This window comes from Brakhagea slesvicensis (assembly GCF_052161625.1).
Classification (GTDB): domain Bacteria; phylum Planctomycetota; class Planctomycetia; order Pirellulales; family Pirellulaceae; genus JBKCUI01.
On record NZ_CP197412.1, the window covers coordinates 2512090 to 2534936 of the forward strand.

Below are 22847 nucleotides of genomic sequence, written 5' to 3' on the forward strand. Positions count from 1 at the left end.
CAGGACAGGCCTATTGTACCGGGGCAGGATAGACAGTGTGGAAGTTTTTTACCTGCCTGCTCTCTCGCATGTCACCGCGCGTGGTTCGCTTAGCGGGGAGTGGGGCGGCGCCAAGCTGCATTGGGATCGAGGGTCGCGGTCTCTTCCTCGGGGCCCACAGGGGTGTTGGCAGGCGAGGTGTTCGAAGATGCGACTCCGGATCCTACCGAGTCCTTGGCAGCGTCGGAGAGAATCGCGGACGCTTGGATGACGCCTTGCCCAAGTCGGTCGATGCGCTGGGTTGCGGAGGAAACGGAGGCGTTCAAGGATTCTGCGGATTGATTGATTGTATCGCGCGCTTGATGTGTAACCGAATTCAATTGCGATTGGGCTTGGTGCAGCGAGGAGAGAAGCTGCGTGGTCGGTTGTTCCAGCGGGGACGCTTGCGACGTCTTCATTCCGGCGGGGGTATTACCGGTGGCGGGAGGTGCTCCGGTCGGAGCTAGATTGCTACCTGCGCCGTTGTAGGAGTTGGGAGTCGCGAAGGAGCCAGTGGCGGGTGCGGGAACGCGCGACGCGCTATTGACACCCAAGGTCTGGGGGAGCGAGTTGTTTAATCCGGTGCATCCGGTGGTTATGAAACCGAGAACGAGAGCCGCGCAGGTGGAAGCGGAGCGATACGAGCTGCGGATGGATAGCATGGCAAATCACCTTGTTCCTAAGGGTTTCCTGCGAGGGGTTTCCTGCGAGGACCAAAACAATGGGAGGTTGAAAGGGACTGTCGGGATCCATTCCAGGCTCCTACACTGTCCCGTTCCACTCTGCCTTGTAGCGATTCGGCGACGCGAGGATCAAGAGGGGATTGGGTATGATTTGGGGTAATAGGTAAGGCGGGTGGTTTGCGATGGTGAAAATCGGTGCGCACATGAGTATTGCCGGCGGCTACTACAAAGCCGTCGAAGCTGCGAAGGGCCTGGAGATGGATGTTGTCCAGATCTTTACGAAGAACAACAACCAGTGGGCGGCCAAGCCGATTTCAACTGAGGACGAGGCACATTTCTCCGAGTCGCTTCGGCGGACCGGGATTCAAAATCCTTTAGCGCACGCCTCTTATCTCATCAATTTGGGGTCGCCCAAAGAGGAATTGTGGCTCAAGTCGATCGATGCCATGGTGATCGAGTGGCAGCGGGCCGAGCAATTGGGGTTGGATGGAGTGGTGATGCATCCGGGGGCTTATGTGGATTCCAATCCCGAAGCGGGATTGGAGCGGATTGCTCAAGGGATTGATCGCGTGTTCGACAAGGTCGGAGCTGGGAAAGCTTGGTTGTTGCTTGAGAATACCGCCGGGCAAGGGTCTTGTTTGGGGTGGAATATGGAGCAGCTCGGATGGTTGCTTGCACGTTCGGGTGCGGCCAAGCGAGTGGGGGTTTGCTTAGACACATGTCACGCCCATGCGGCAGGCTATGACATGGCGACGCAAGAGGGATTCGCGAGGTTGGAGAAAGAGGCGCGCGAGCAAGGAGTTTGGGGGGCGATTCGGGCTTTGCATGTCAACGACAGCAAGAAGGGGTGTGGCTCGCGCGTGGATCGTCACGAGCACATCGGATTGGGAACGATCGGTGTGAAAGGCTTTGCGCGAGTCCTGCACCATCCCGATCTCAGTCAGTGCCCCATGTATTTAGAAACCGAGAAAGGGACCAACGACGAGGGAGAAGATTGGGACGGGGTCAATTTGCGGGTGCTTCGCTCTCTTCTCTAGTCGACCGATACTTTTCGAGATGGCCGATACTTTTCGAGATGGCCGATACTTCTCGGGTGGGTCGATAGTCGTTTTGGCTAGGGATGCTTGGGACTACATGATGGAGAAGTAGTTCTCGACGGCAAAGTCGATGTACTCTTTCTTCAGTTCGAGTGGGGAGGAGTTGAAGTAGCAGTAGGCGCGGACTTGGAGCAGCAAGTCGCGTGGATGGCAGTTGCGCATGGGCCTGCCGATAGGCTTGTAGTGCTTTTCGATCAAGTACTCGATGATTTCGGGTCGGTGCGGGATGTTGAGCGATTTGCACATGATCTCAAAGAGTTTGCGAAACGCCGCTTCTTCGGGGTTGAGGACTTCGATTTTGTAGGGGATCCGTCGGAGGAAGGCGTCGTCGACGAGGTCTTTGGGTTCGAGGTTGGTGCTGAAGATCACGAGCTGATCGAATGGGACTTGGACCTTCTTACCACTGCTGATGCTGATGTAGTCGTAGCGTTTTTCGAGAGGGACGATCCATCGGTTGAGCAGTTCGTCGACGCTCATTCTTTGGCGGCCGAAGTCGTCGATGAGGAGAACGCCGCAGTTGCTTTTCATCTGGAGAGGTGCATCGCTGATATTCGTTTCGGGGTTGCGCGAGACCTCGAGCATCGACATGGTCAATTCACCACCGGCGACGATGGTAGGTCGTCGGATGCGGACCCAGCGTTGGTCGATTTGGGTATCGCGCAGGAGTCCATCGGAGGGTTGGTGGGGGTGTTCTTCGTGGTTGAGGGGATCGAAGATTCGCATGAGGTCCCCATCGACGTTGATCGCGCGAGGAATCCAGATGTAGTCGCCAAAGGCGCGCGTGATCCGTTCGGCGATGCTGGTTTTTCCATTTCCTGGGTAGCCGTAGAGGAACATGCCGCGGCCGCTGTTGACGGCGGGACCGAGTCGCGCGAGGAGTTGAGGGGCGATGAGAAGGTCGGAGAACGCTTTGCGAAGATCTTCGTGCGTTGGGTGTTGGTGTTCAACCGATTGGAGTCGGACCGATTGGATGTAATGGGAGAGCGGGACGGGGGCTGCACCGAAGTAAGTTGTCTTGAGCATGTGGCGGCGTGCTCGATCCCGGCCGGCGTCGGTGAGGGAGTGGATGTAGTCATTGACGGCGGTGGAGCCGAGGTAGCAACTGAGTTGTTGCGCTTTGAGTTTGGTGAGGGTTGGCTCGACCAACCGGAAGGGGAGTTTGAGTTGATCGGCGATCGTACGACCAGGTGCTTCCCCACGGTTGAGGAGGTAACGCATGACCAGTTCTTCGATCGCTTGGCCGTTCAACCCCGCTTGCTCAAGCGACTGGGGTTCGAGAGGGAGAAGAGGTTCGCTCGGGTTGTGGGTGACTTTGAGGAGTGGGTGTCCTTCTCCTGATAGTTTGGTTGGAAGGGGGGCAGCGGGGGCCGAAGGGGGAGCGGGCGGGGTGGATGCAGCTTGTTCGGAGGAAACGGCATCGGAAATGGGAACGCTTGGGACCGAGGGGCCTGGTAGGGATTGGTTTGCCAAGCGGTTGATCCGCTCGAGGGCTTCCTCGAGCGAGCTTGTGGCGCGGTTGGTCGTTGGTGGTGAGTTTAGGTTGGGAGCGTTCATATCGGAGTGCGAATTCTCTGTAGAAACAAGGAGGAGCTGTGCGTGCGACAATGTAGGGGCGTCCGCGGTGGCCGGTTGGAAACCATGAGGCGATTGGAAACCGAGGCTCCACCTGCTAAGCATCGGTCAGAATCGCATCGAGGCTTGGTCAATTCCCCTTTCAAGGGCTAGGGATGTGGGGAGCGGAACGTCAGAACTAGCATGTTCTGAGCAATCGTTGGGGGGGAAGGGGTATCGTTGGTGCCTTGAACGGACCAGTGCGAGCGGGATTCTGTATGGGATGCGGGGGGGCGAGTGAGAACTGGCGAAGAGGGAATCGCTGTAATCCTTGGAAAAACATGGGTTTTCGCTGGTCGGCGAAAAAACTTCGAAGAAAACCTTCCCTACCACTTGCAATAAATCGGGGGTGCCCATATCTTTTCGCCTCCTCGCTGCGGACGACTCCGGTCGCCGAAACTTGAAGCGAGTCGACGATAAAAAGTTGATTCAAAAAAAGTAGTGAGGACGCTTGACAGGAACCGATAACAGCGGTTACCATGTTGAGCCCAACAAAACGACGACTAGCTGGTCGCGAGCTTGAAAGAGCGAGTTGTGTCAGCGAAAACGTTGGTGAGTTGGATAAATTGATCTTTGACAATCCGGTGGATGAGTTTGATAGATGTTTTTAGCAAACGTCACTTCTTGAGAAGTTTTGTGAAGTTTTAAAAATGGTGGTAAATGACCAAAACCACCGACCGGTTTCAAAACCGCAACTAGTTTGACAAGGCTGTTTGGCAGTAATGCCGGGTAGTCTAAGCATACACAAGTGAAGGGTTTGATCCTGGCTCAGAATGAACGTTGGCGGCGTGGATTAGGCATGCGAGTCGCGCGAGAATGTAGCAATACAGGAAAGCGGCGAAAGGGAGAGGACAACATGGGAATCTGCCCGGGGGTCGGGGATAGCTACGGGAAACTGTAGGTAATACCCGATAAGGTCTACGGACCAAAGGTTTACTGCCCCTGGATGAGCCCATGCCCCATTAGCTTGTTGGCGGTGTAATAGACCACCAAGGCGATGATGGGTAGCTGGTGTGAGAGCACGACCAGCCTCACTGGCACTGAGACACTGGCCAGACACCTACGGGTGGCTGCAGTCGAGAATCTTCGGCAATGGACGAAAGTCTGACCGAGCGACGCCGCGTGCGGGATGAAGGCCTTCGGGTTGTAAACCGCTGTCGAGGGGGATTAAGGGCAACTTGAATGAACCCTGGAGGAAGGAGAGGCTAAGCTCGTGCCAGCAGCCGCGGTAAGACGAGCTCTCCAAACGTTATTCGGTATCACTGGGCTTAAAGAGTTCGTAGGCGGCTTTGTAGGTGGGGTGTGAAAGCCCTCGGCTCAACCGAGGAATTGCGCCCCAAACCGTAAGGCTTGAGGGATATAGGGGTAAGCGGAACAGATGGTGGAGCGGTGAAATGCATTGATATCATCTGGAACACCGGTGGCGAAAGCGGCTTACTGGATATTTTCTGACGCTGAGGAACGAAAGCTAGGGTAGCGAACGGGATTAGATACCCCGGTAGTCCTAGCCGTAAACGATGAGCACTAGTCTGAAGGACTCTCACAGTCTTTCGGACGTAGCGAAAGTGTTAAGTGCTCCGCCTGGGGAGTATGGTCGCAAGGCTGAAACTCAAAGGAATTGACGGGGGCTCACACAAGCGGTGGAGGATGTGGCTTAATTCGAGGCTACGCGAAGAACCTTATCCTAGTCTTGACATGCTTAAGAACCTGACTGAAAGGTTGGGGTGCCCGCAAGGGAGCTTTTGCACAGGTGCTGCATGGCTGTCGTCAGCTCGTGTCGTGAGATGTCGGGTTAAGTCCCTTAACGAGCGAAACCCTTATCTCTAGTTGCCAGCGCGTTATGGCGGGGACTCTAGAGAGACTGCCGGTGTTAAACCGGAGGAAGGTGGGGATGACGTCAAGTCCTCATGGCCTTTATGACTAGGGCTGCACACGTCCTACAATGCAACATACAAAGGGAACCAAAATCGCGAGATCGAGGAAATCTCAAAAAGTGTTGCTCAGTTCGGATTGCAGGCTGCAACTCGCCTGCATGAAGCTGGAATCGCTAGTAATCGCGGGTCAGCATACCGCGGTGAATGTGTTCCTGAGCCTTGTACACACCGCCCGTCAAGCCACGAGAATTGGGGGGGCCCGAAGTCGCTGAGCGAACCGTAAGGACGCAGGCGCCGAAGGTCAACTTGATGATTGGGACTAAGTCGTAACAAGGTAGCCGTAGGGGAACCTGCGGCTGGATCACCTCCTTTCTAAGGATTTATGTTCGGTCTAGTACCGAACACATAAGTGAGCACAAACCCTTAAGAAGTTCAAACTCGTCTAACCGTCAACCTCACGTTGACGGTGAAAAACACCGGATTTCAAAATAGAGGCCCAGTTCAGTCGCAAGATTGAACTGGGTTTTTTTATTGCCTGTTTCGAACGGGATCCCAGGCGGTCTCAATCGTCTCTCTATTCGACTCCCTCTCTACAGAATCCAACACTCTTACGCGGGGGCGTTGATCCGGAGTCGGAAGATGTTTGGCCGTTTGCCAACCCGTGGTCCCCCGCCCCTCCCCGAATCGGGACGAGGGGAATAGAAAGCAACCTGTTACTTAGCGATCTCAAAGACAAAGAGCTTTTCCAAGTCACGGATGAAAAGTTTGCCGTCGGCGATCACGGGGTGAGCCCAAATCGCTCCTTGCTTGCGATCCAGAGATGTTGTTTCGGGCAACTTCACTTGGCCTACCGATTCCCAGCCTTCTTTCGAAGGTTTCGCGAGGTAGCAAATTCCATCACCGTCGTCGTAGCAGTAAAGCATCCCGTCGGCAAAACCAATCGATCCTGAACGACCAGCTCCAACCTTCTTGTACCAGAGTACATCGCCGGTTTTGAAATCCTGAGCCATCCAGACACCGCGGTAAGCGCGGGAAAAGCCGAAAATGGTTCCATCGTGGAGAACATATCCACCATGATGGTTCTCCATGCTCTCCTTATTGGCCGCGTAGACTTGGTTGGCGACTAATTTGTCCCCGTCACGCTGGATATCCAACGCGACGTTTCCCGCGCCATAGCCAGACGAGTGGTAGATTCGGTTCCCTTGAACAATCGGGGTTGGAATGACGGCGGTTGGGTTGCCGGTCTTCGCACTCTTGAACAACTCTTCCCCGGTGACAGCGTGTGTGCCGATGAGCCCTTCCTTGGCAGCCGTGAGGTAGGTTGGGATGCCGTCGAAGTCCGCCTTGATGATCGAAACGTACTGCGCGTCGTAAGCATTCTTTGACTCCCAGACTTTCTCGCCGGTCTTTTTATCGAAGCCAACGAGGAAGGCTTTGCCGCCAGGGGTCGCGATGACTTTGTCGCCATCGATCAAAACCGACTCGCTGAATCCCCAAGTCGGATGCTTGCTACCGAACTCCGCGACAAAGTCTTTGCTCCAAACAACTTTTCCGGTGTTGCGGTCCAAGCATGCGAGGACGCCGAGGTCGCTGAGGCAGTAGACATGGTCGCCATCGATCGTCGGGGTACTGCGAGGTCCGTCACCCCAGTTCGTGTTGTATTCCTTTTCCACTTTGCCGTTTGCAAAGTCGGAAGCCCAAACTTTTTGACCTGTTTTGGAATCCAAGCAGATCGCGACAGCGCGATTGTCGATTTTCCCAAGCGTATACACTTTGCCATCCGCAACCGCGACGGAAGAGTATCCCATGCCGGTATCCGAGTAGGACCAAGCCAATTTGGGGCCCGACTCCGGCCACTCTTTCAAAAGGTTCACGGAGGCGGAACGGCCATCGCGGTTGGGGCCTCGCCATTGTGGCCAATCGCCGTCCGCTGCAAATGTTTGGCTGGCCAGCCCAAGGCTAATGACCCATCCAAGAAACTTGCGAGATAGTTGGCTCTTCTTCGTGTTCATACGTACTCCACGGGGGGACTATTGGGGGAGAATCGAGGGATAATGTGCAATGACATCGCGGTATTGTAGAGGATGCGTCATTGGTTGGGAAACTGGCCAACGGGGCTTTAGACTTCTTGCGGGATACCCTGGGATTTGCAAGACTAGAGCGGCGCTCGTCTTGCGGAATCCGTGGCCCTTCTGGCTAATCCGCTTGAGAACTACCCCACCCAGTCTTCTTTTAGAGTCGAAAGCGACCCCCTCGAATGATCCCAAGCGAATCATCGGACTCATCCAATCCCTATCAGAGTCCCCATAACCAGGACAGGCCTGTTGGACAGTCACCGGGCGAATCGGCGGCTGCGGTCAAGGCGCCACCTCTTTCTCTCCATCATCGCGTTGTCCTCTCGGTGATGATGTTCCTGCAGTTTGCGATCTGGGGATCATGGGTCATTGTCTATTACCCCTTCTTGACCAACCGTGGCTTCACGCCAGCTCAAGCTACCTCGATCACGGGCAATATGTTTGTGGGTGCGATCATCTCGACCTTGTTCGCAGGGTACTTGGCAGATCGTTGGATCAATAGCGAGCGATTGATGGGAATCTGCCATTTGCTAGGGGCGGGATTGCTGTATGCGATGACTCTCTTGACCTCGCCGGAGCAATACTTGTCATTGTTCATTGTGACCTTTGTTTACTCGCTGGTCTTCAATCCGACCCTTTCGGTCATCAACTCGCTCACCTTCCGGAACGTGCCCGATGGAGAGCGAGACTTTCCTGGTCTTCGGGTCCTGGGAACGATCGGTTGGATCTGCGCTGGATTCTTGATCGATAACATCTTTTCGGGAAAGACTCCAATGGCCGATGGAACCTTGATTCCAAATACGATTGCGACGCCGGGACCGCTTTACCAAGCCGCCGTGATTTCTGCGATCTTCGGTGTTTACTGCCTAGTGATGTTGCCAAAGACGCCGCCGACAGGAAGCGGAGCCGGTGCGCTCGATTTCCTTCGCGCGCTCGCGATGCTGAAAGATTTTTCCTTTGCGGTCTTCTTCGTCATTACCTTACTCGCTTCGATTGCGATGGGAATGTACTTCAATTCCGCTGGGGACTTTCTCGGTAAAGGCGCCGGTGTTGAAAAAGTAGGGTCGACGTTGGCAATTGGGCAAATGGTTGAACTGCTCCTCCTTGTCCTGCTCCCGTTCTTCTTGAAGCGATTCGGAATCAAGATGGTGATGGCGGTCGGGCTCTTTTGTTGGGCATTGCGTTACCTCCTGTTCGCGCACGGGGGACCTGAGGGGATCGGACTCTGGTTCGCCATCGTAGGGGTCGCATTGCACGGCTTCTGTTTCGACTTCTTCTTTGCAGCCGGATTTATCCATGTCGACAAGACTGCTCCTCGCGATTTGCGAGCTAGCGCGCAGTCTCTTCTCGGCGTCTTGGTCTACGGATTGGGAACGTGGTTGGGGACGGTTGCATGCGGGGTGTTGAATTCCATGTACAAGGATGGCGATAACATCAACTGGTTTGGCTTTTGGATTATTCCGAGCGTCGTGTTGTTTGTCGCTTTGGCGGCCTTCCTGGTGCTGTTCAAACCAACACGCACCGAATCGGCTGCGTGATCGATCGGATTTTGTGGTCATTCACAGCGGCGCGGTGACATGGTTGGTCCCGCGCCGTTTTAAGTCACGGAAAAGGATTTTATTCGATGCCTATCTACGAGTTCTACTGCCCGGTTTGCCATACCGTATTTAGTTTCCTCTCCCGCTCCATGCAAAATACAAAGGTTCCGGAGTGCCCCAAATGCGGGAGAAAGAAGCTGGAGAAGAAAGTCTCGCGCTTCGCGATTTCCAAAGGACTTAAAGAGTCGGATGCGACACAAGACCCTTTTGAAAATGTTGACGAGGCCAAGATGGAGCAGCTCATGATGGAAATGGCCCCCCATCTCGATGAGAACAGCGAAGGCCCCGAGGATCCTCGTCAGATGGCAGCGCTCATGAAAAAGATGTTCGATGTCACGGGTATGCAACCGAACGAAACGATGATGGAAGCGATGCGGAGAATGGAGGCTGGCGAAGATCCGGACCGTATCGACGAAGAGATGGGGGATGCACTCGACGGAGAAGGGGATCCTTTTGTCAGTGCCGATTCCAAGAGCAAAAAGTGGAAGCGGATGTTCGAAGCACCGGATGTCGATCCCGAACTGTACGAGATGTAAAATCCCTTTCTCTTCCTCCCTCAATTCCTTGGCGCCTTTGCGCCGTCGCGAGAAACCTCCCCTTCGTAATGGATCGTTGCGCGCCACGGCGCAAAGGGGGAGAAAAGAAGTGGGGGGACGGGGAATGGCTGTGGATGAAGTAGGTTGTCGATAACTTTTAAGTCCCTCGGAGTTATCTCCTCACTTAGCTCCCCCTATCCCTTTGATTCCCTTTCTCTTCCTCCCTCAACTCCTTGGCGTCTTTGCGCCGTCGCGAGAAACCTCGCCCTTCGTAGTGGATCGTTGCGCGCCACGGCGCAGCGGCGCAAAGGGGAAGAAAAGAAGTGGGGGGACTGGGAATGGCTGTGGATGAAGTAGGTTGTCGATAACTTTTAAGTCCCTCGGAGTTATCTCCTCACTTAGCTCCACCTATCCCTTTGATTCCCTTTCTCTTCCTCCCTCAACTCCTTGGCGCCTTTGCGCCGTCGCGAAAAACCTCCTCTTCGCGATGGATCGTTGCGCGCCACGGCGCAGCGGCGCAAAGGGGAAGAAAAGAAGTGGGGGGACTGGGAATGGCTGTGGGTGAAGTAGGTTGTCGATAACTTTTAAGTCCCTCGGAGTTATTTCCTCATTTAGCTCCCCCTATCCCCTTTGATTCCCTTTCTCTTCCTCCCTCAATTCCTTGGCGCCTTTGCGCCGTCGCGAGAAACCTCCCCTTCGTAATGGATCGTTGCGCGCCACGGCGCAGCGGCGCAAAGGGGAAGAAAAGAAGTGGGGGGACTGGGAATGGCTGTGGATGAAGTAGGTTGTCGATAACTTTTAAGTCCCTCGGAGTTATCTCCTCACTTAGCTCCCCCTATCCCTTTGATTCCCTTTCTCTTCCTCCCTCAACTCCTTGGCGTCTTTGCGCCGTCGCGAGAAACCTCGCCCTTCGTAGTGGATCGTTGCGCGCCACGGCGCAGCGGCGCAAAGGGGAAGAAAAGAAGTGGGGGGACTGGGAATGGCTGTGGATGAAGTAGGTTGTCGATAACTTTTTAATCCCTCGGACTTATCTCCTCACTTAGCTCCCCCTATCCCTTTGATTCCCTTTCTCTTCCTCCCTCAACTCCTTGGCGTCGTTGCGCCGTTGCGAGAAACCTCCCCTTCGTAATGGATCGTTGCGCGCCACGGCGCAGCGGCGCAAAGGGGAAGAAAAGAAGTGGGGGGACTGGGAATTATCCGAAGGCGGGAGTCGGTCGAGGGGATTCGTTCCCGGATTCTTGCCCCGTCGGAACATGTGGATGCACTTGCCCGTTGACGACGGGTGAGGCTTCGGTCGAGAGGGACGGTTTGATCCGGAAAAAGAGGACATAAAGCGCGGGCAGGTTGACGAGGGTCAAGAAAGTAGCAATCGACAGTCCGCCCATGATTGCCATAGCCATAGGGCCCCAGAAGACACTCCGGGTCAATGGGATCATCGCCAAGATTGCGGTAGCTGCCGTAAGAATCACTGGTCGTGCTCGGCGGACGGATGATTCAATGACTGCATCCCATTCATTCAATCCGCCAGCGATGTCTTGCTCGATCTGATCCACGAGAATGACCGAGTTCCGCATATCCATTCCCGCCAGTGCAATGACACCAAGAAGTGCGACGAATCCGAACGGGGCATTGAAAAAGTGCAGCGACGCGACGGCACCGATCAAGCCGAGGGGGGCGATCCCGAAAATAAGGATCATCTTTTTGAAGGAGTGCACCTGCGACATCAGCAAGGTGAGCATGATAAGGATCATAGGAGGGAACATAGCAAACAGGGCCTTGTTCGCCTTCACGCTTTCTTCTGCAGCCCCACCAGCTTCGATTCGATAGCCTGGAGGAAGCGAGCTTTTGAGTTCTGATAGTTCCTTTTCGATTCGGTTGGTAACGTCCGGTGCTTGGAATCCATCGGCCACGTCGCATCGGACCGTAAGCATCCGTTCTTGGTTCCGCCGCCAAACGATCGGTTCTTCAAAAGTGGGGCGAATCTTTCCCACTTGTTCGATCGGAACCACTTTGCCTGTGGGTGTGAACAGCGTGAGGTTACCTAAGGTTTCTATCGATGCCCGTTCCGATTTAATAGCCCTGGCAACGACCGGAATGGTTTCGGTTCCATCGCGAAACTGAGAAACGGTCGTTCCTGACAAGAGAGTTTCCAAGCCAAGTTCTACTTCTTGCGGAGTCAGGCCCATCAGTCGTGCCCGGTCTTGATCAATGTCGACTTGCACCGATTTCGCAGGTTCGTCCCATTCCAAGTTCACATCGATGACCGCAGGGTCGGACCGCATCACCTGTCGGACGTCTTTCGCGAGCCGACGTACGGTCGATGGATCTGGGCCAATTACACGAAACTGAACGGGGTAGCCGGTCGGTGGTCCGAACTCCAGACGGAGCACCCGCACCGAAGCGTCCGCAAATTGGCCATCTTGCTCAAACAGTTTCTTGAGACGCGTCCGCAGCTCTTCACGCGCGTAGACGCTCGTGGTTTGGATCACGATTTTCCCGAAGCTTGGATTGGGAAGATCGGGATTGAGCGCTAAGAAAAATCGGGCAGACCCAGCTCCGACGTAGCTCGTGAAATGTTGGATCAACGGCTCATTTTCCCCGTCGGCGGTCAAGAGGGGGCTAATCCGCTGCTCGACCGACTGGATCATCGCCTCGGTCGCTTGGATGGAGGAGCCCTCATGCAATCTGACATCGACCATGAGCTCGGTGCGCGAGGAAAGTGGAAAGAACTGTTGCTGTAACCTTGTAAAGCCAAATAACGCCGCGATGAACATAGCGACCGTGATGGAAACCACTGCGTAGGGGCGTTTCACACACCCTCGAATAAGCCATCGCAGTGCGCGATGAAAAGGAGTTTGAAATGGAACGTGCTCGCCGTGATCTTTTCCCTTTTTGAAGTCGGGCAACAGCTGCACACCCAGATGGGGAGTAAAGATAACTGCTACAAACCAAGAGACAATCAAGGTGATTCCGACAACCCAAAAGATCCCCCCTGCGTACTCGCCAGCCGCCGACCGAGCAAAGCCGACGGGTAGAAACCCAGCCATCGTGATAAGGGTTCCGGACAGCATGGGAAAAGCGGTCGATCGCCATGCGAATCCTGCGGCATCAACGCGGTTCCATCCCTCTTCCATCTTCACCGCCATCATCTCCACCGCAATGATCGCATCATCGACCAGCAATCCCAATGCGAGGATCAAAGCACCGAGGGAGATACGATCCAAATTCATGCCGATGGCATTCATAATCATCAGCGAGATGGCCAACACCAAAGGGACACTGAGCGCGACGACAATCCCGGTGCGCAGCCCCAAGCTGAGAAAGCTCACGATCAATACGATCACCAGAGCCTCGACGAAGGATTGAATGAACTCTCCGACCGACTCTTCGACCACGTGCGGCTGGAATGCGATGTTCCCCATATGCATGCCAACGGGCATTTGGGCCGTGATCTCTTCCATCGCGGATTCGAGTTGCTTACCGAGGGTCAAAACGTTGCCACCTTTGGTCATTACGACCCCAACTGCGACAGCGGGTTTGCTGTTGAAACGAAGTTTGAAAAGCGAGGGGTCTTCATATCCTCGTTTGACTTCGGCTATGTCCTTCAATCGAAAGACGCGACCATTTCCTAGCACGGGGACTTCTTGGATCTGCGACACGCCATCAAAGTCACGAGCGACGCGCACATGGATGCGATCGTTGGAGGTATCGATACTGCCGGAGCGAACGAGAGCATTTTGCTTTTGGATGCTATCGAAGATTGCTTGGGGGGACACACCGAGCGTAGCGAGCTTTTGGTGGGAGAACTCGATATAGATCCGCTCGTCTTGATCGCCGACGAGGTCCACCTTTTCCACGTCCGCCACGCGGAGCAGCCGTTTGCGAGTGGTTTCCGCCACGCGTTTGAGTTCGGCATAGGAGAAGTCATCTCCGTGGAAAGCATAGATCGCGGAGTATACGTCCCCGTATTCGTCGTTGACATAAGGACCGACCACTCCTTGAGGCATTCGCGACTCGATGTCGCCAAGTTTCTTGCGAACTTGGTACCAGATATCGGCCACTTGTTTGGGTGGCGTATGGTCCTTGAGTTGGACCAGTGTTTGCATGCGGTCGGGAAGGCAATAGGTTTGGAGGAAGTCGAGGTAGGGGGTCTCTCGAAGCTTGTCCTCCACTTCCTCGGCGACTTGCTCCTGTATTTCCTTTGACGTGGCCCCTGGCCAAGTAGCTGTTACGACCCCGGTTTTGATAGTGAACGAAGGGTCCTCCGCGCGACCCATGCTGAGATAGGCTTGCAACCCTGCAGCCCCGAACGCCAACATGAGGAAAGAGATAAAAGCGGGGTGCGTGACGGCCCAATGGGATAGGTTGAATATCCCAGGACGCCTCGATTCGTCGGTTGTGCTCATGTTATTGGGAGTTCCAGACGCGAACTCTTACCTTTTCATCAATGCGCTGAACTCCAGCGCTCACCACTAGATCGTTTGGCCGGAGAGGACCGCGAACCATCGCGGTATCGTTACGAATTTGCGCGACTTCAATCGGAATCGCTTCGACGCTCCCGTCTTGCTCGCGAATGCGCCAGACGACGGCCTCGTCCAAGCTGTTACCAATCGCTGCCGTAGGGATTGGAATATCGCTTGGGTTCGAATCAAAAAGATGCACCGTCGCTGTCATACCAATCGAGAGTTTCGAAGCGCTTTCTGGAAGCGTGAATTTGGCATCGTAGGTTCGCGAAATCGGGTCAGCGATGGGCGCGATCTCGCGGAGTTTGGCAGGAAAGCGAGCGTCTGGCTGCGACCATATGGAGATCGTAGGTCGTCGGTTTCGGACCAGGTCCAAGCGATTCTCGGGAATGCTGATAACCGCTTCCAGCTCTTCCCCTTGCATGAGTTGCAGTACGGTTTGTCCGACGTTCACGACCTGTCCGGACTCTCCCTGAATTGCTGTGACAAGCCCGTCAAAGTCAGCTCGCAGCTCGCAATAGTCGCGTTGATTTTGAGCCAGCTCCAGCCGTTTGCGGGCGGAATCCAACCGAGCTTGAGAGACATCTCTCGCTGCCAAACTCAGGTCGTATTCGGAAAGGCTCACAGCACCAGTACTGCGAAGTTGCAGAAGTCTCTTTTCTTCGGCGGCGGCTTGGGTGAATGTCGATTGAGCGGAGATAAGGTCGGATTCCGCGACTCGGAGGTTCAAGTCATAGTCGGTCGGATCCAAACTGAATAGCAAGTCCCCTTGTTTGACGCAATCACCAAGTTCGATATGCCGCTGGGCCACCTTTCCTGCCACTCGGAATCCCACTGAAGTTTGGTAACGCGGTTGAACAGAACCGGTAAAGGAGACTTCGGAATCCGAAGGTCCGTCGGTTGGGATGCGATAGGCTCGCACCACCAACTCCGATCCGTTTTGCTCTAACTCGCTCACATACTTGGTCGGGACGCGGTGATCTCCGTGGCTGAAATTGTGATAGGCGAATGCAGCTCCCATTCCGCTAGCAGCGATTCCTAGTGCGATCATCAAGATACTTTTGCGATGGAATCTCATGGTGCAACCGTTTGTCTTTCCGCTTGAATCGAGCGAAATTCGGGTAGAAGTTTTTGAAGCAAATCGTGCATGTGGGACTGGTACTCGGACCAGTTCATCAGCGGCTGCCATGCGAACCCGTTGAGCAAATTCAAACAGTGAGCTCGGATGGCAATCACTGGATCGTAAATTCCAATCGACGCCAGCGAAGGGCTGGACCGGGTCAAGATCTGACTCCCGTATACGAGGGCCCAAAGGCCAAAGACAAACTCAGGAGGCGAGAGGGGGGCGGGTACCGTTAGCTCCCCTGCGGTGACTCCATCGGCGACCACGGAAGAGACGAGGGCCATGCAGTTCCCTTCGCACTCGCGGATCAACGCCTGCCGCTGCTCGGAGGTCTTGTCCCAGATGTTGTTGTTTCGGACCCACTGCTCCACGAGGAAGTCGTCGCTGCATTGCTCCGTGAAAAACTCGCACGCCGCCCCGACCGCCATCATGCGGACCCGACTGCTGGCCGAGGTCGCAATCGCCCTCTCGAACAACGAACGACGCAGCTGCATCGCCTCCACCGCCAAAGCCAAAACGATTTCTTCTTTGTTCGGAAAGTGGTTGTAAATCGTCCCCTTGGCATATTCCATCTGAGCTGCCACCCGGTCCATGCTGAGGGCTTGAAACCCCTCCCGAAGCAGGATCGGACGGGAAACCCTCAGGATTTCTGCCGAGCGACGTTCCATTTCTCTTTGTTTTCTTGTTAGTTCGACCATGAAGTCATTTTTTGACGAGTCGTCAGAAAAGTCAATGGAATTTTCGGCAGTTTTGGGCCAAGGGCTTGAGCGGGGACTAGAATTTCGTGTAATCCGGTTTCCCTGTGCAAAGGCCCGGAGTTTTTGAGATGGTCGAAGACCAACCTGCGGCGTTGGTCATCCCTTAACGTGAGTGAGATTTGGCGATGCGATTTTGGTGCAAGGTCCTGGTTGCGGCGTCGTTGGTAGGTAGTGTGGGGGCGGTTCAAGCCCAGGAGACGAAGCAGCGGAACGGAAAAAAAACTTCTTCGGCTCCCGCCCAGGAAGTCAAGGTGGAAGCGACGGAAACAAAACCGCTCTTTCTCCGAGTCGATAAGGAAGGGACGGAACCTCGCGCGTTGCAAGTGGCCATCGCCAAATACGAAATCGTCTCGGGGCCTTTCCAAGGCGCCACGGTCGATTTGATCGGCGCAGTGCACGTCGGGACCAAGCAGTACTACAGCGACTTGAACCAGCGATTCCGCAACTACGATTCGGTTCTCTATGAATTGGTTGCCGATCCGGAAGTGAACAAACCAAATCAACGAGCCGAAGGAGGCTTCAATCCCATCAGCGGTCTTCAGACGGGTATGAAAGAGGCGCTGGAGTTGAGCTTCCAACTCGATGAAGTCGATTACTCCCCCAGCAACTTCGTGCACGCCGATATGAGTCCTGGGGAATTCGGCGAGGACATGAAAAAGCGCAAGGACGGTTTTCTAGGCATGTTTGCACGCATGATGGGAGCCGGGTTGGCGGTCCAGGCGAGCAAAAAGGGGCAGCAACAACAAGCCGACATGATGGCCGCGATGATTTCCAAAGACCCGATTCGTTTGCGCCGCGTGATGGCGGAGCAATTCGAATCCATGGAAGGCCAAATGGCGGGGCTTGCGGACAAGGATGGCAAAAGCACGTTGCTCACCGAACGGAATCGCAAAGCATTTGAAGTCCTTCAATCCGAGTTAGAAAATGGAAAGCGAAAGCTGTCTGTCTTTTACGGAGCAGCACACTTGAACGATATGCACGATCGGCTCTTGAGGGACTTTCAAGCCAAACCGGTCTCCACCGAATGGGTCGACGCTTGGCCCCTCCGCTAACCCGCGTTCGTTTACCCCTCAGCCGATAGGCGTACTGCCGTTTTCGTTTAACAGTCAGCCGATAGGCGTACTCCCGCGCTCGCGCAAAGACTCCAAGAATCCAACCAGCTTCGATACTTGAATTCTCCTTTTGAATTCCAGTACTGCGTGCTTCGGTGCATGTTCTAGTTTCGAAGCCACGCTCGATTGGACCAAAAGCACAATCGGCTGATCGGGGAAGAGATCGATCATCCGTTGTTTGTGTGCCAAGTACTCCGGTGTCCAGAATCCGACAATCTCGATGTGCACGCGTTTTCCTGACACGTGGATTGCTTCAAAATCCGGCACGAAAACGTGCTGTCCCTCATGAAGTATCTGCGTTTCACGAAAGAGGCTCCAGCCTTTCGTATCAGACTGCAACCAGTCGGCAAAGAATTGTTCTTCCAGCTGGGAATCGAACTCGTTCCCTGGATCTGTTTCCGATTTCAATTGGCAGTTCGAGTCGATTCGCCAAACGAGCTTGCCCCATTTGGGTTTCCGAATCCAAGCTTCTGCACTCCAGTTCTTGCATGCGAGCAGACCAGGTAGGAATTTGGCGAGTGCCACTCCGTAGCGAGTGGTCCTTTGCAGCAAGGACGCTGGGCCATCGAAGTGAATACGATAGCTCACGCCCTGTCGCTCGATCCGATGCATCAATCTCGCTAGTTTGGCATATCGCAAGACCTCTTTGATGTCGTCTTGTGCAACGACTGTTAGCCCCAATGCGTCGTAGAGTACTGCCTGCGTTTGCGCGACGTTGTACTTGGCCAATAATCCCGATGGTTCGTCATAGGTGCGAAAAGATTGCAATCGATGGTTTTCGGGGAGATCGAGGAACAGTTTGGATTCGATCTCGCTCCAAGTGGTTTGAAGGATTTCGGCGATGCGATCTTTCGCTACGGAACTCGATGTGCCAGTGAGTGTTTTTTGGTTTGCAAGGAGCTCATCCGAGATCGGTTGAAAGGGCGCGGCCAGTCGGAAGACTTGTCGACGAAGTCGGGCCGATTCCCCACGCGAGTCGGAAGAGTATTCGGCGCGTTCGTCCAATAGCTTGCAGAAGGCATCGATTCTTTTTGGAGGACATTGCGGGACGTCGACCGAAAGTTCGTGAATCCGTCGGTGCAGCACTTTGCGGGTCTCGCCGATTCCATTCATGTATATCGCGAGCATCTTCGAGGCAAGCGAGAGGTACTCAGAGTGGGTGGAACGGGTCAAGCGATCGGGCTGGATCTCACCCTGAACGATCCTTGAGATGGCGAGTTCGCGAGTAAGCATCGTTCTTTCGACGTGTTCTGGACTTCTTGATTTCGTTGGTGTTGTGACAGACGACTTCGTAGAGGATGGCGCGCTCGTTACCGGTTTTGCGAAGGATCCGTCCAAGCCGCTGTTGCGATTGCCGGTTCGAAGCCAACCCTCCGATCACGACCGCCACTTTGACCGCCGGGATGTCGACACCTTCATCCAAAATCTGATTGGCCACAATCGCAGGATAGAGACCATCTCGCAATCCATCTAAGTAGTCAAGCCGTTCCTTCTTTCCGCAATGGCTGAGAAGGCAAGGGATCAGGAATCTTAAAGAAACCTCCCTCGCCATCGCATTGGAGCCCGCGAAGATGATCATCGGAGTTCCGTGATGAAGCCGGAGTAGGTCGTCGATCACTCGCAATTTCTCCACCGCTCGATCCTCGATCGATTGCTTCTCACGGTGGGCTAACAGAATGTGGTGGGCTCGTGGATCGTCGATCGCCTCAGTAAAAAGTTGTTGCCATTGGAAGCGATCGTCTTCCTGCTGTCGCTCGTATACAAACATCGCAATATCTTTGGCCAACTGGTCATATCGGCTTCGCTCTTCTGGTTGCAGTTGGACGCGTATGCGAAAGACATCGTAGTCGGCCAAACTCTTCCCGCGGACTTCGTTGATCGAGAGTTGGTAAACTACCGGGCCGATTAGATCGCGAAGAGTTGCGAAACGTAGGGTGCTTTGGTCGAGTGTGGCTGTAAGACCTAATCGCTTGGGAGCAATCGTCATGCGAGCTGCGTCGCCACGCGTGGCGCCGGGTAGATGGTGACATTCATCGAAAATAATGAATTGGAAGCGGTCCCCTAGCTTTGGCATGTGGATACACGCGCTATCGTAGGTTGTGACCGATATCGGCTTGATTCGGAACGTGTTATCGCCGATGACCCCTGCGTCGTAGTCGAGGCCGTGCGCAATGCGTCGATGCCATTGGTACATCAAGTCGCGGATGGGTGCGACGACGAGCGTGCTGCATCGACTGGCGTGTATTGCATGCAACGCGACCTCCGTTTTGCCAGTACCGGTTGGCATGATCACCATTCCTGCTTCCAGTTGCCGCCAAGCATCGAGAGCCTGTTGCTGTTCGGGGCGGAGCGCTGGTAATCGGTGTTGCCGAAAGGCGATCGATTGCCATTGCGGGACGTAATCAATCACTCCATAGGGAGCTTGAGCCCATTTGGCTTGGATCGCCCGTTGGATGACCGAGTAGTGCATCGCCATCGCGCGCCAAACATTCGCCCTATCATCCCAAGTCCACGGATGGTTTCCAAAGAATGTTTGCAACTCTCCTCGACTCCATCGGTCGAGTGTCAACGTCCCTTGATGGAACTCAAGATGCGATAGGTCTTCGGGTGCATCGATCTGATTTTCTTCCGACGTGTGATCGAAGGAAGGGAGTTCGTCGTTTGGCATCATCCATCTATTTTATTCTCGCTAAGTATCGGGGCAGAACCCCATTTCACCGTCGATTCCGGAGCGAAATCAGCGAGCCGGCCAGTACGGTAGCGGCGAGAGCTGGCCCTACCAAGGCAATCATCCAGGCGAAAACATATCGCCAGCCCCAAGAGTGAGTGCTGAAGAATACGATGGCGTGCATGGCCGTCGCAACTTCATCGGCAATGACAGCTAACAGTGCAGCGGAAGCCAAAGGAGCCACAAACGTTGCTCGCCGGACAATTCCATGTCCAATTGCGAGTAAGACGACGACCATCAAGCAGTCAAACGCAATCCAGAATCGCAATAACGATTCGCTACCGAACCAAAACGGGCCGTCGCATTGGCTCAATAACGTAGTCCAAAGGATGAGAGCGATGGCTAACACATGAATTGCACGCTGCCACATCGTGATGGAGGCTTGGCGAATTTGAGCAGCAGCGAAGCGAATCGAGGTGTGGTAGGCAAATCCGGCCGGGTACGATCGCATGAATGCCATCAAGACCGCGATCAGCATCGAGAATTGGAACTTGGGAAAACCTGTGACGTAGACCTCTTCCCATTCATCGGGGCGGAATTTGGATTTGAAAGCCGCGAGTCCTTCGAAGTTGTAGATCGGTGTAGAGAGTCGCCTGGATAATCCGAACAAGTGCTTGGCCCAGCCGGGCTGTGGGTAGCGCGAGGAATCGGTGTTGCGTAAGGGAGATAGGCCCAGTGAAGCGTAGGACTTGCTCTCTTCGGCAAGCGATCGCATGGCGGCATCGATCAATGCTTCGGTGGTCCCGTTCGGAGCGGAGGGAGTACGGATGAGATCCTCCAGAAAAAATCCTTCTCGAGCGTATACGGGAACCAGGGAAAGAAAGCCGACCGGCTCCCCAGCCTCGTTCGCATCGCCTTGATTCGCTCGGAGGGCGAGGAAGTAACGACGCTCGTGTGCGAACGAAAAGGTCTCGAGATGGACGAGGAAACTCATGGTGGCCATCCGGTGCGATCTCTGCCATTGACGCATGACCTGTTCGGCTTGTTGGCGAGGCAATGACGTGGCGTCCGCCATCTCCTTAACGGGGACAGGTCGGACGGTCACACCTTTGCGTTCCGCTCGCCGGCATTGGGAGTCCACCGATTGAACTCGTTTGGGATCGCTCCGCCAAAGCATGGGATTCCAGCAGGGCTGTTCACCAATCTTGACATGGGTCGCGTGTGTCCCGCACTCGTCGGCAAATCGGGGTACGGTGCCAAAAAAGCAAACTTGATATCCTGCTTGCTTGGCCGCCTCCACGAACCGCAAGGCGCAGGGGATCAATTGGTCGTGGGGGCAAATCGGAGCACCCGCCGCGACCCAGGTGCCCCAAGCTTTGTAGTAAGCGACCACGCCCAATTCATTGGGATCGAACCAATACTCGAAGAAGGGTTCGAGCGTCTGGAACGAGGTATTGTTCCAACCATATTGTTGAATGAAGCGAAGTGCTCGCTGACGGGTTTCGGTACTCACCCCCTAGAAGATAGCAAAAGGAACCCCATTCAGCGAAGTCCCCACTGAACGAGCATTCGAATTTTCGGCAACGACTACGCATCGTCGAACGGCTCGTCCTCGACCGTTCTAGTGCTATAGACCACCGCTCTATCAACCAATCCACTTCTCCCCAAGCTCTCTAGCCAGTCGCCCGGGGGAAAGACTCTTAAATGGCGCGATGCGTCAGGCGATGCTGATCTGTTGAGGACAACAGATCGACAATGGACAACAGATCGACATCGTCGAACGGCTCGTCCTCGACCGTTCCAGCGCTATAGACCACCGCTCTATCAACCAATCCACTTCTCCCCCAAGCTCTCTGGCCAATCGTCCCGGGGGGAAAGATTCTTAACTGGCTCGGTGCGTCAGGCGATGCTGATCTGTTGAGGACAACAGATCGACAATGGACAACAGATCGACAATGTCGAACGGCTCGTCCTCGACCGTTCCATCGCTATAGACCACCGCTCTATCAACCAATCCACTTCTCCCCAAGCTCTCTAGCCAGTCGCCCGGGGGAAAGACTCTTAAATGGCGCGATGCGTCAGGCGATGCTGATCTGTTGAGGACAACAGATCGACAATGGACAACAGATCGACAATGTCGAACGGCTCGTCCTCGACCGTTCCAGCGCTATAGACCACCGCTCTATCAACCAATCCACTTCTCCCCCAAGCTCTCTAGCCAATCGTCCAGGGGGGAAAGATTCTTAACTGGCTCGGTGGGTCAGGCGATGCTGATCTGTTGAGGACAACAGATCGACACCTTCCAGTTCACTACATCGGAACGAAGGGCGGAATCTCTCCGTCGTACTTGATGTCGTAATCGAACGTGATGCCACCTTCGACCACGTTCAAATTGAACTCGGGATTGCTCGCTGCATCCTCGTTGAATTTCTTGGGCAAATAGTTTTTCATCGACTCGCCCCGATAGATCGATAGCTGAACAACACAGGGACCTAAGTCCAAAAGCGAATTGTACCTCCGCATCTAGTCACGGATGGGTGTCGATTCCTTCCCGGTAGGTTTACTTCCTCTTCCAAATCTATGTCTGAAAAGGGCGAGGGAGGGCAGGCTTAATGCAAGGAGGACCATGGATGATGGTTCAGGTACAGTGGTGATCGATCCAAATTGAGCGTTTTGGAATTGTATATCGGGCACCTCAATTCCATCGGTGAATAGGTTCGCAAATGGAATTTCGGAGGGACGAAGCGTGAGTGTCGATACTTGGTTCGGTAGGTTATTGTTTCGGAAAGTAAGCGTTACAATCTCAACTTCATATATGCTCCTAAAGTTACGCATGTAGGGGACAGCTTCGATACCTTGATCGATGTCGACGGCTTGCGCATCGAGTTGCAGATGCGATTGAGACTCGTTGTTTACAATAGTTGTGAACGGTAAACTGAACAGCGAGGTGTTTAGAGAGGAGGAAACGAACGACGCACCGCCAGAAACCCCAGTCGACACCGAATAGTCGAGCTCAAATCCAGCAGCGAACAGTCCTTTTAGGCCACCAGATGCCAAGCGTGGAGTACCTGTCCCATCGACAATCTCACGAAATATTACTTTGACCGCTTGTTCACCACTTGTCTCTACATCGTACGCATCTCGATCGAAACCAATCTCATATATTATCCCTGCATAAGCGGAGGGGGTAATCCAGCAAAGAATAAGTGAAAGTATTACTGAGTTTCGCAT

Annotated in this window: 18 protein-coding genes and 1 rRNA gene; 5 read left to right on the forward strand and 14 right to left on the reverse strand. The window is 54.4% G+C overall.

All coding sequences use genetic code 11. The features are described from left to right. Positions 1–89 precede the first annotated feature (89 nt). Positions 90–680: a hypothetical protein gene (locus SH467x_RS09580; protein WP_482371047.1), complete on the reverse strand. Its 591-nt coding sequence runs from the start codon at positions 678–680 to the stop codon at positions 90–92. A gap of 203 nt (positions 681–883) precedes the next feature. On the opposite strand from SH467x_RS09580, the gene SH467x_RS09585 reads away from it, so the two are divergent. Then, entirely contained in the window at positions 884–1738 is an 855-nt protein-coding gene (locus tag SH467x_RS09585) for a deoxyribonuclease IV (protein WP_482371048.1), read from the forward strand. A gap of 93 nt (positions 1739–1831) precedes the next feature. Here SH467x_RS09585 and SH467x_RS09590 read toward each other — a convergent pair whose 3' ends face one another. Further along, the gene (locus SH467x_RS09590) at positions 1832–3352 is read right to left on the reverse strand and encodes an ATP-binding protein (protein ID WP_482371049.1); all 1521 of its coding nucleotides are present in this window, start codon (positions 3350–3352) and stop codon (positions 1832–1834) included. Between the two features lie 802 nt (positions 3353–4154). Here SH467x_RS09590 and SH467x_RS09595 point away from each other — a divergent pair. After that, a 16S ribosomal RNA gene (locus SH467x_RS09595) occupies positions 4155–5655 on the forward strand. Between the two features lie 341 nt (positions 5656–5996). Here SH467x_RS09595 and SH467x_RS09600 read toward each other — a convergent pair. Next, positions 5997–7295 carry a PQQ-binding-like beta-propeller repeat protein gene (locus SH467x_RS09600; protein ID WP_482371050.1) on the reverse strand — a complete coding sequence of 433 codons (1299 nt, stop codon included), beginning with the start codon at positions 7293–7295 and terminating at the stop codon, positions 5997–5999. A 245-nt stretch (positions 7296–7540) separates the two neighbouring features. Here SH467x_RS09600 and SH467x_RS09605 point away from each other — a divergent pair, with 245 nt between their 5' ends. Further along, a complete protein-coding gene (locus tag SH467x_RS09605; protein ID WP_482371051.1) occupies positions 7541–8896 on the forward strand; it encodes an MFS transporter in 1356 nt (451 codons plus the stop codon). Between the two features lie 86 nt (positions 8897–8982). After that, positions 8983–9492, forward strand: a complete 510-nt coding sequence (locus SH467x_RS09610) for an FmdB family zinc ribbon protein (RefSeq protein ID WP_482371052.1) — start codon at positions 8983–8985, stop codon at positions 9490–9492. Positions 9493–10685: 1193 nt separating this feature from the next. Here SH467x_RS09610 and SH467x_RS09615 read toward each other — a convergent pair. The 3 genes from SH467x_RS09615 to SH467x_RS09625 are packed head-to-tail and all read right to left on the reverse strand — an operon-like array spanning position 10686 to position 15746. After that, entirely contained in the window at positions 10686–13898 is a 3213-nt protein-coding gene (locus SH467x_RS09615; RefSeq protein ID WP_482371053.1) for an efflux RND transporter permease subunit, read from the reverse strand. Between the two features lies 1 nt (position 13899). Then, positions 13900–15033 (reverse strand): efflux RND transporter periplasmic adaptor subunit, encoded by a 1134-nt coding sequence (locus tag SH467x_RS09620; protein WP_482371054.1) that lies wholly within the window; start codon positions 15031–15033, stop codon positions 13900–13902. Further along, on the reverse strand, positions 15030–15746 hold the full coding sequence (locus SH467x_RS09625; protein ID WP_482371055.1) for a TetR/AcrR family transcriptional regulator: 717 nt from the start codon (positions 15744–15746) through the stop codon (positions 15030–15032). The genes SH467x_RS09620 and SH467x_RS09625 overlap by 4 nt, the downstream gene beginning before the upstream one ends. 209 nt (positions 15747–15955) lie before the next feature. Here SH467x_RS09625 and SH467x_RS09630 point away from each other — a divergent pair, with 209 nt between their 5' ends. After that, positions 15956–16888 carry a TraB/GumN family protein gene (locus SH467x_RS09630; RefSeq protein ID WP_482371056.1) on the forward strand — a complete coding sequence of 311 codons (933 nt, stop codon included), beginning with the start codon at positions 15956–15958 and terminating at the stop codon, positions 16886–16888. 54 nt (positions 16889–16942) lie between these two features. On the opposite strand, the gene SH467x_RS09635 is transcribed toward SH467x_RS09630, so the two are convergent. The 8 genes from SH467x_RS09635 to SH467x_RS09670 form a co-directional block, all read right to left on the reverse strand. Further along, positions 16943–18181, reverse strand: coding sequence for a DUF790 family protein (locus SH467x_RS09635; RefSeq protein WP_482371057.1), 1239 nt, complete (start codon positions 18179–18181; stop codon positions 16943–16945). Further along, on the reverse strand, positions 18138–19619 hold the full coding sequence (locus SH467x_RS09640) for a DEAD/DEAH box helicase family protein (RefSeq protein WP_482371058.1): 1482 nt from the start codon (positions 19617–19619) through the stop codon (positions 18138–18140). The genes SH467x_RS09635 and SH467x_RS09640 overlap by 44 nt, the downstream gene beginning before the upstream one ends. A 43-nt stretch (positions 19620–19662) precedes the next feature. Then, on the reverse strand, positions 19663–21129 hold the full coding sequence (locus SH467x_RS09645) for a phosphatidylglycerol lysyltransferase domain-containing protein (RefSeq protein WP_482371059.1): 1467 nt from the start codon (positions 21127–21129) through the stop codon (positions 19663–19665). Between the two features lie 187 nt (positions 21130–21316). Further along, on the reverse strand, positions 21317–21448 hold the full coding sequence (locus tag SH467x_RS09650) for a hypothetical protein (protein ID WP_482371060.1): 132 nt from the start codon (positions 21446–21448) through the stop codon (positions 21317–21319). Positions 21449–21498: 50 nt separating this feature from the next. Further along, positions 21499–21630 carry a hypothetical protein gene (locus SH467x_RS09655; protein ID WP_482371061.1) on the reverse strand — a complete coding sequence of 44 codons (132 nt, stop codon included), beginning with the start codon at positions 21628–21630 and terminating at the stop codon, positions 21499–21501. Positions 21631–21677: 47 nt separating this feature from the next. Further along, a complete protein-coding gene (locus SH467x_RS09660; RefSeq protein WP_482371062.1) occupies positions 21678–21809 on the reverse strand; it encodes a hypothetical protein in 132 nt (43 codons plus the stop codon). A gap of 117 nt (positions 21810–21926) precedes the next feature. After that, positions 21927–22067: a hypothetical protein gene (locus tag SH467x_RS09665; protein ID WP_482371063.1), complete on the reverse strand. Its 141-nt coding sequence runs from the start codon at positions 22065–22067 to the stop codon at positions 21927–21929. 72 nt (positions 22068–22139) lie between these two features. Further along, positions 22140–22847 (reverse strand): PEP-CTERM sorting domain-containing protein, encoded by a 708-nt coding sequence (locus SH467x_RS09670; RefSeq protein ID WP_482371064.1) that lies wholly within the window; start codon positions 22845–22847, stop codon positions 22140–22142.

What these genes read in the sequence shown, in the direction of transcription:
- SH467x_RS09580 (WP_482371047.1), bottom strand. Translation starts at nt 680, where the DNA reads ATGCTATCCATCCGCAGCTCGTATCGCTCCGCTTCCACCTGCGCGGCT.
- SH467x_RS09585 (WP_482371048.1), top strand. Translation starts at nt 884, where the DNA reads ATGGTGAAAATCGGTGCGCACATGAGTATTGCCGGCGGCTACTACAAA.
- SH467x_RS09590 (WP_482371049.1), bottom strand. Translation starts at nt 3,352, where the DNA reads ATGAACGCTCCCAACCTAAACTCACCACCAACGACCAACCGCGCCACA.
- SH467x_RS09600 (WP_482371050.1), bottom strand. Translation starts at nt 7,295, where the DNA reads ATGAACACGAAGAAGAGCCAACTATCTCGCAAGTTTCTTGGATGGGTC.
- SH467x_RS09605 (WP_482371051.1), top strand. Translation starts at nt 7,541, where the DNA reads ATGATCCCAAGCGAATCATCGGACTCATCCAATCCCTATCAGAGTCCC.
- SH467x_RS09610 (WP_482371052.1), top strand. Translation starts at nt 8,983, where the DNA reads ATGCCTATCTACGAGTTCTACTGCCCGGTTTGCCATACCGTATTTAGT.
- SH467x_RS09615 (WP_482371053.1), bottom strand. Translation starts at nt 13,898, where the DNA reads ATGAGCACAACCGACGAATCGAGGCGTCCTGGGATATTCAACCTATCC.
- SH467x_RS09620 (WP_482371054.1), bottom strand. Translation starts at nt 15,033, where the DNA reads ATGAGATTCCATCGCAAAAGTATCTTGATGATCGCACTAGGAATCGCT.
- SH467x_RS09625 (WP_482371055.1), bottom strand. Translation starts at nt 15,746, where the DNA reads ATGGAACGTCGCTCGGCAGAAATCCTGAGGGTTTCCCGTCCGATCCTG.
- SH467x_RS09635 (WP_482371057.1), bottom strand. Translation starts at nt 18,181, where the DNA reads ATGCTTACTCGCGAACTCGCCATCTCAAGGATCGTTCAGGGTGAGATC.
- SH467x_RS09640 (WP_482371058.1), bottom strand. Translation starts at nt 19,619, where the DNA reads ATGATGCCAAACGACGAACTCCCTTCCTTCGATCACACGTCGGAAGAA.
- SH467x_RS09665 (WP_482371063.1), bottom strand. Translation starts at nt 22,067, where the DNA reads ATGAAAAACTATTTGCCCAAGAAATTCAACGAGGATGCAGCGAGCAAT.
- SH467x_RS09670 (WP_482371064.1), bottom strand. Translation starts at nt 22,847, where the DNA reads ATGCGAAACTCAGTAATACTTTCACTTATTCTTTGCTGGATTACCCCC.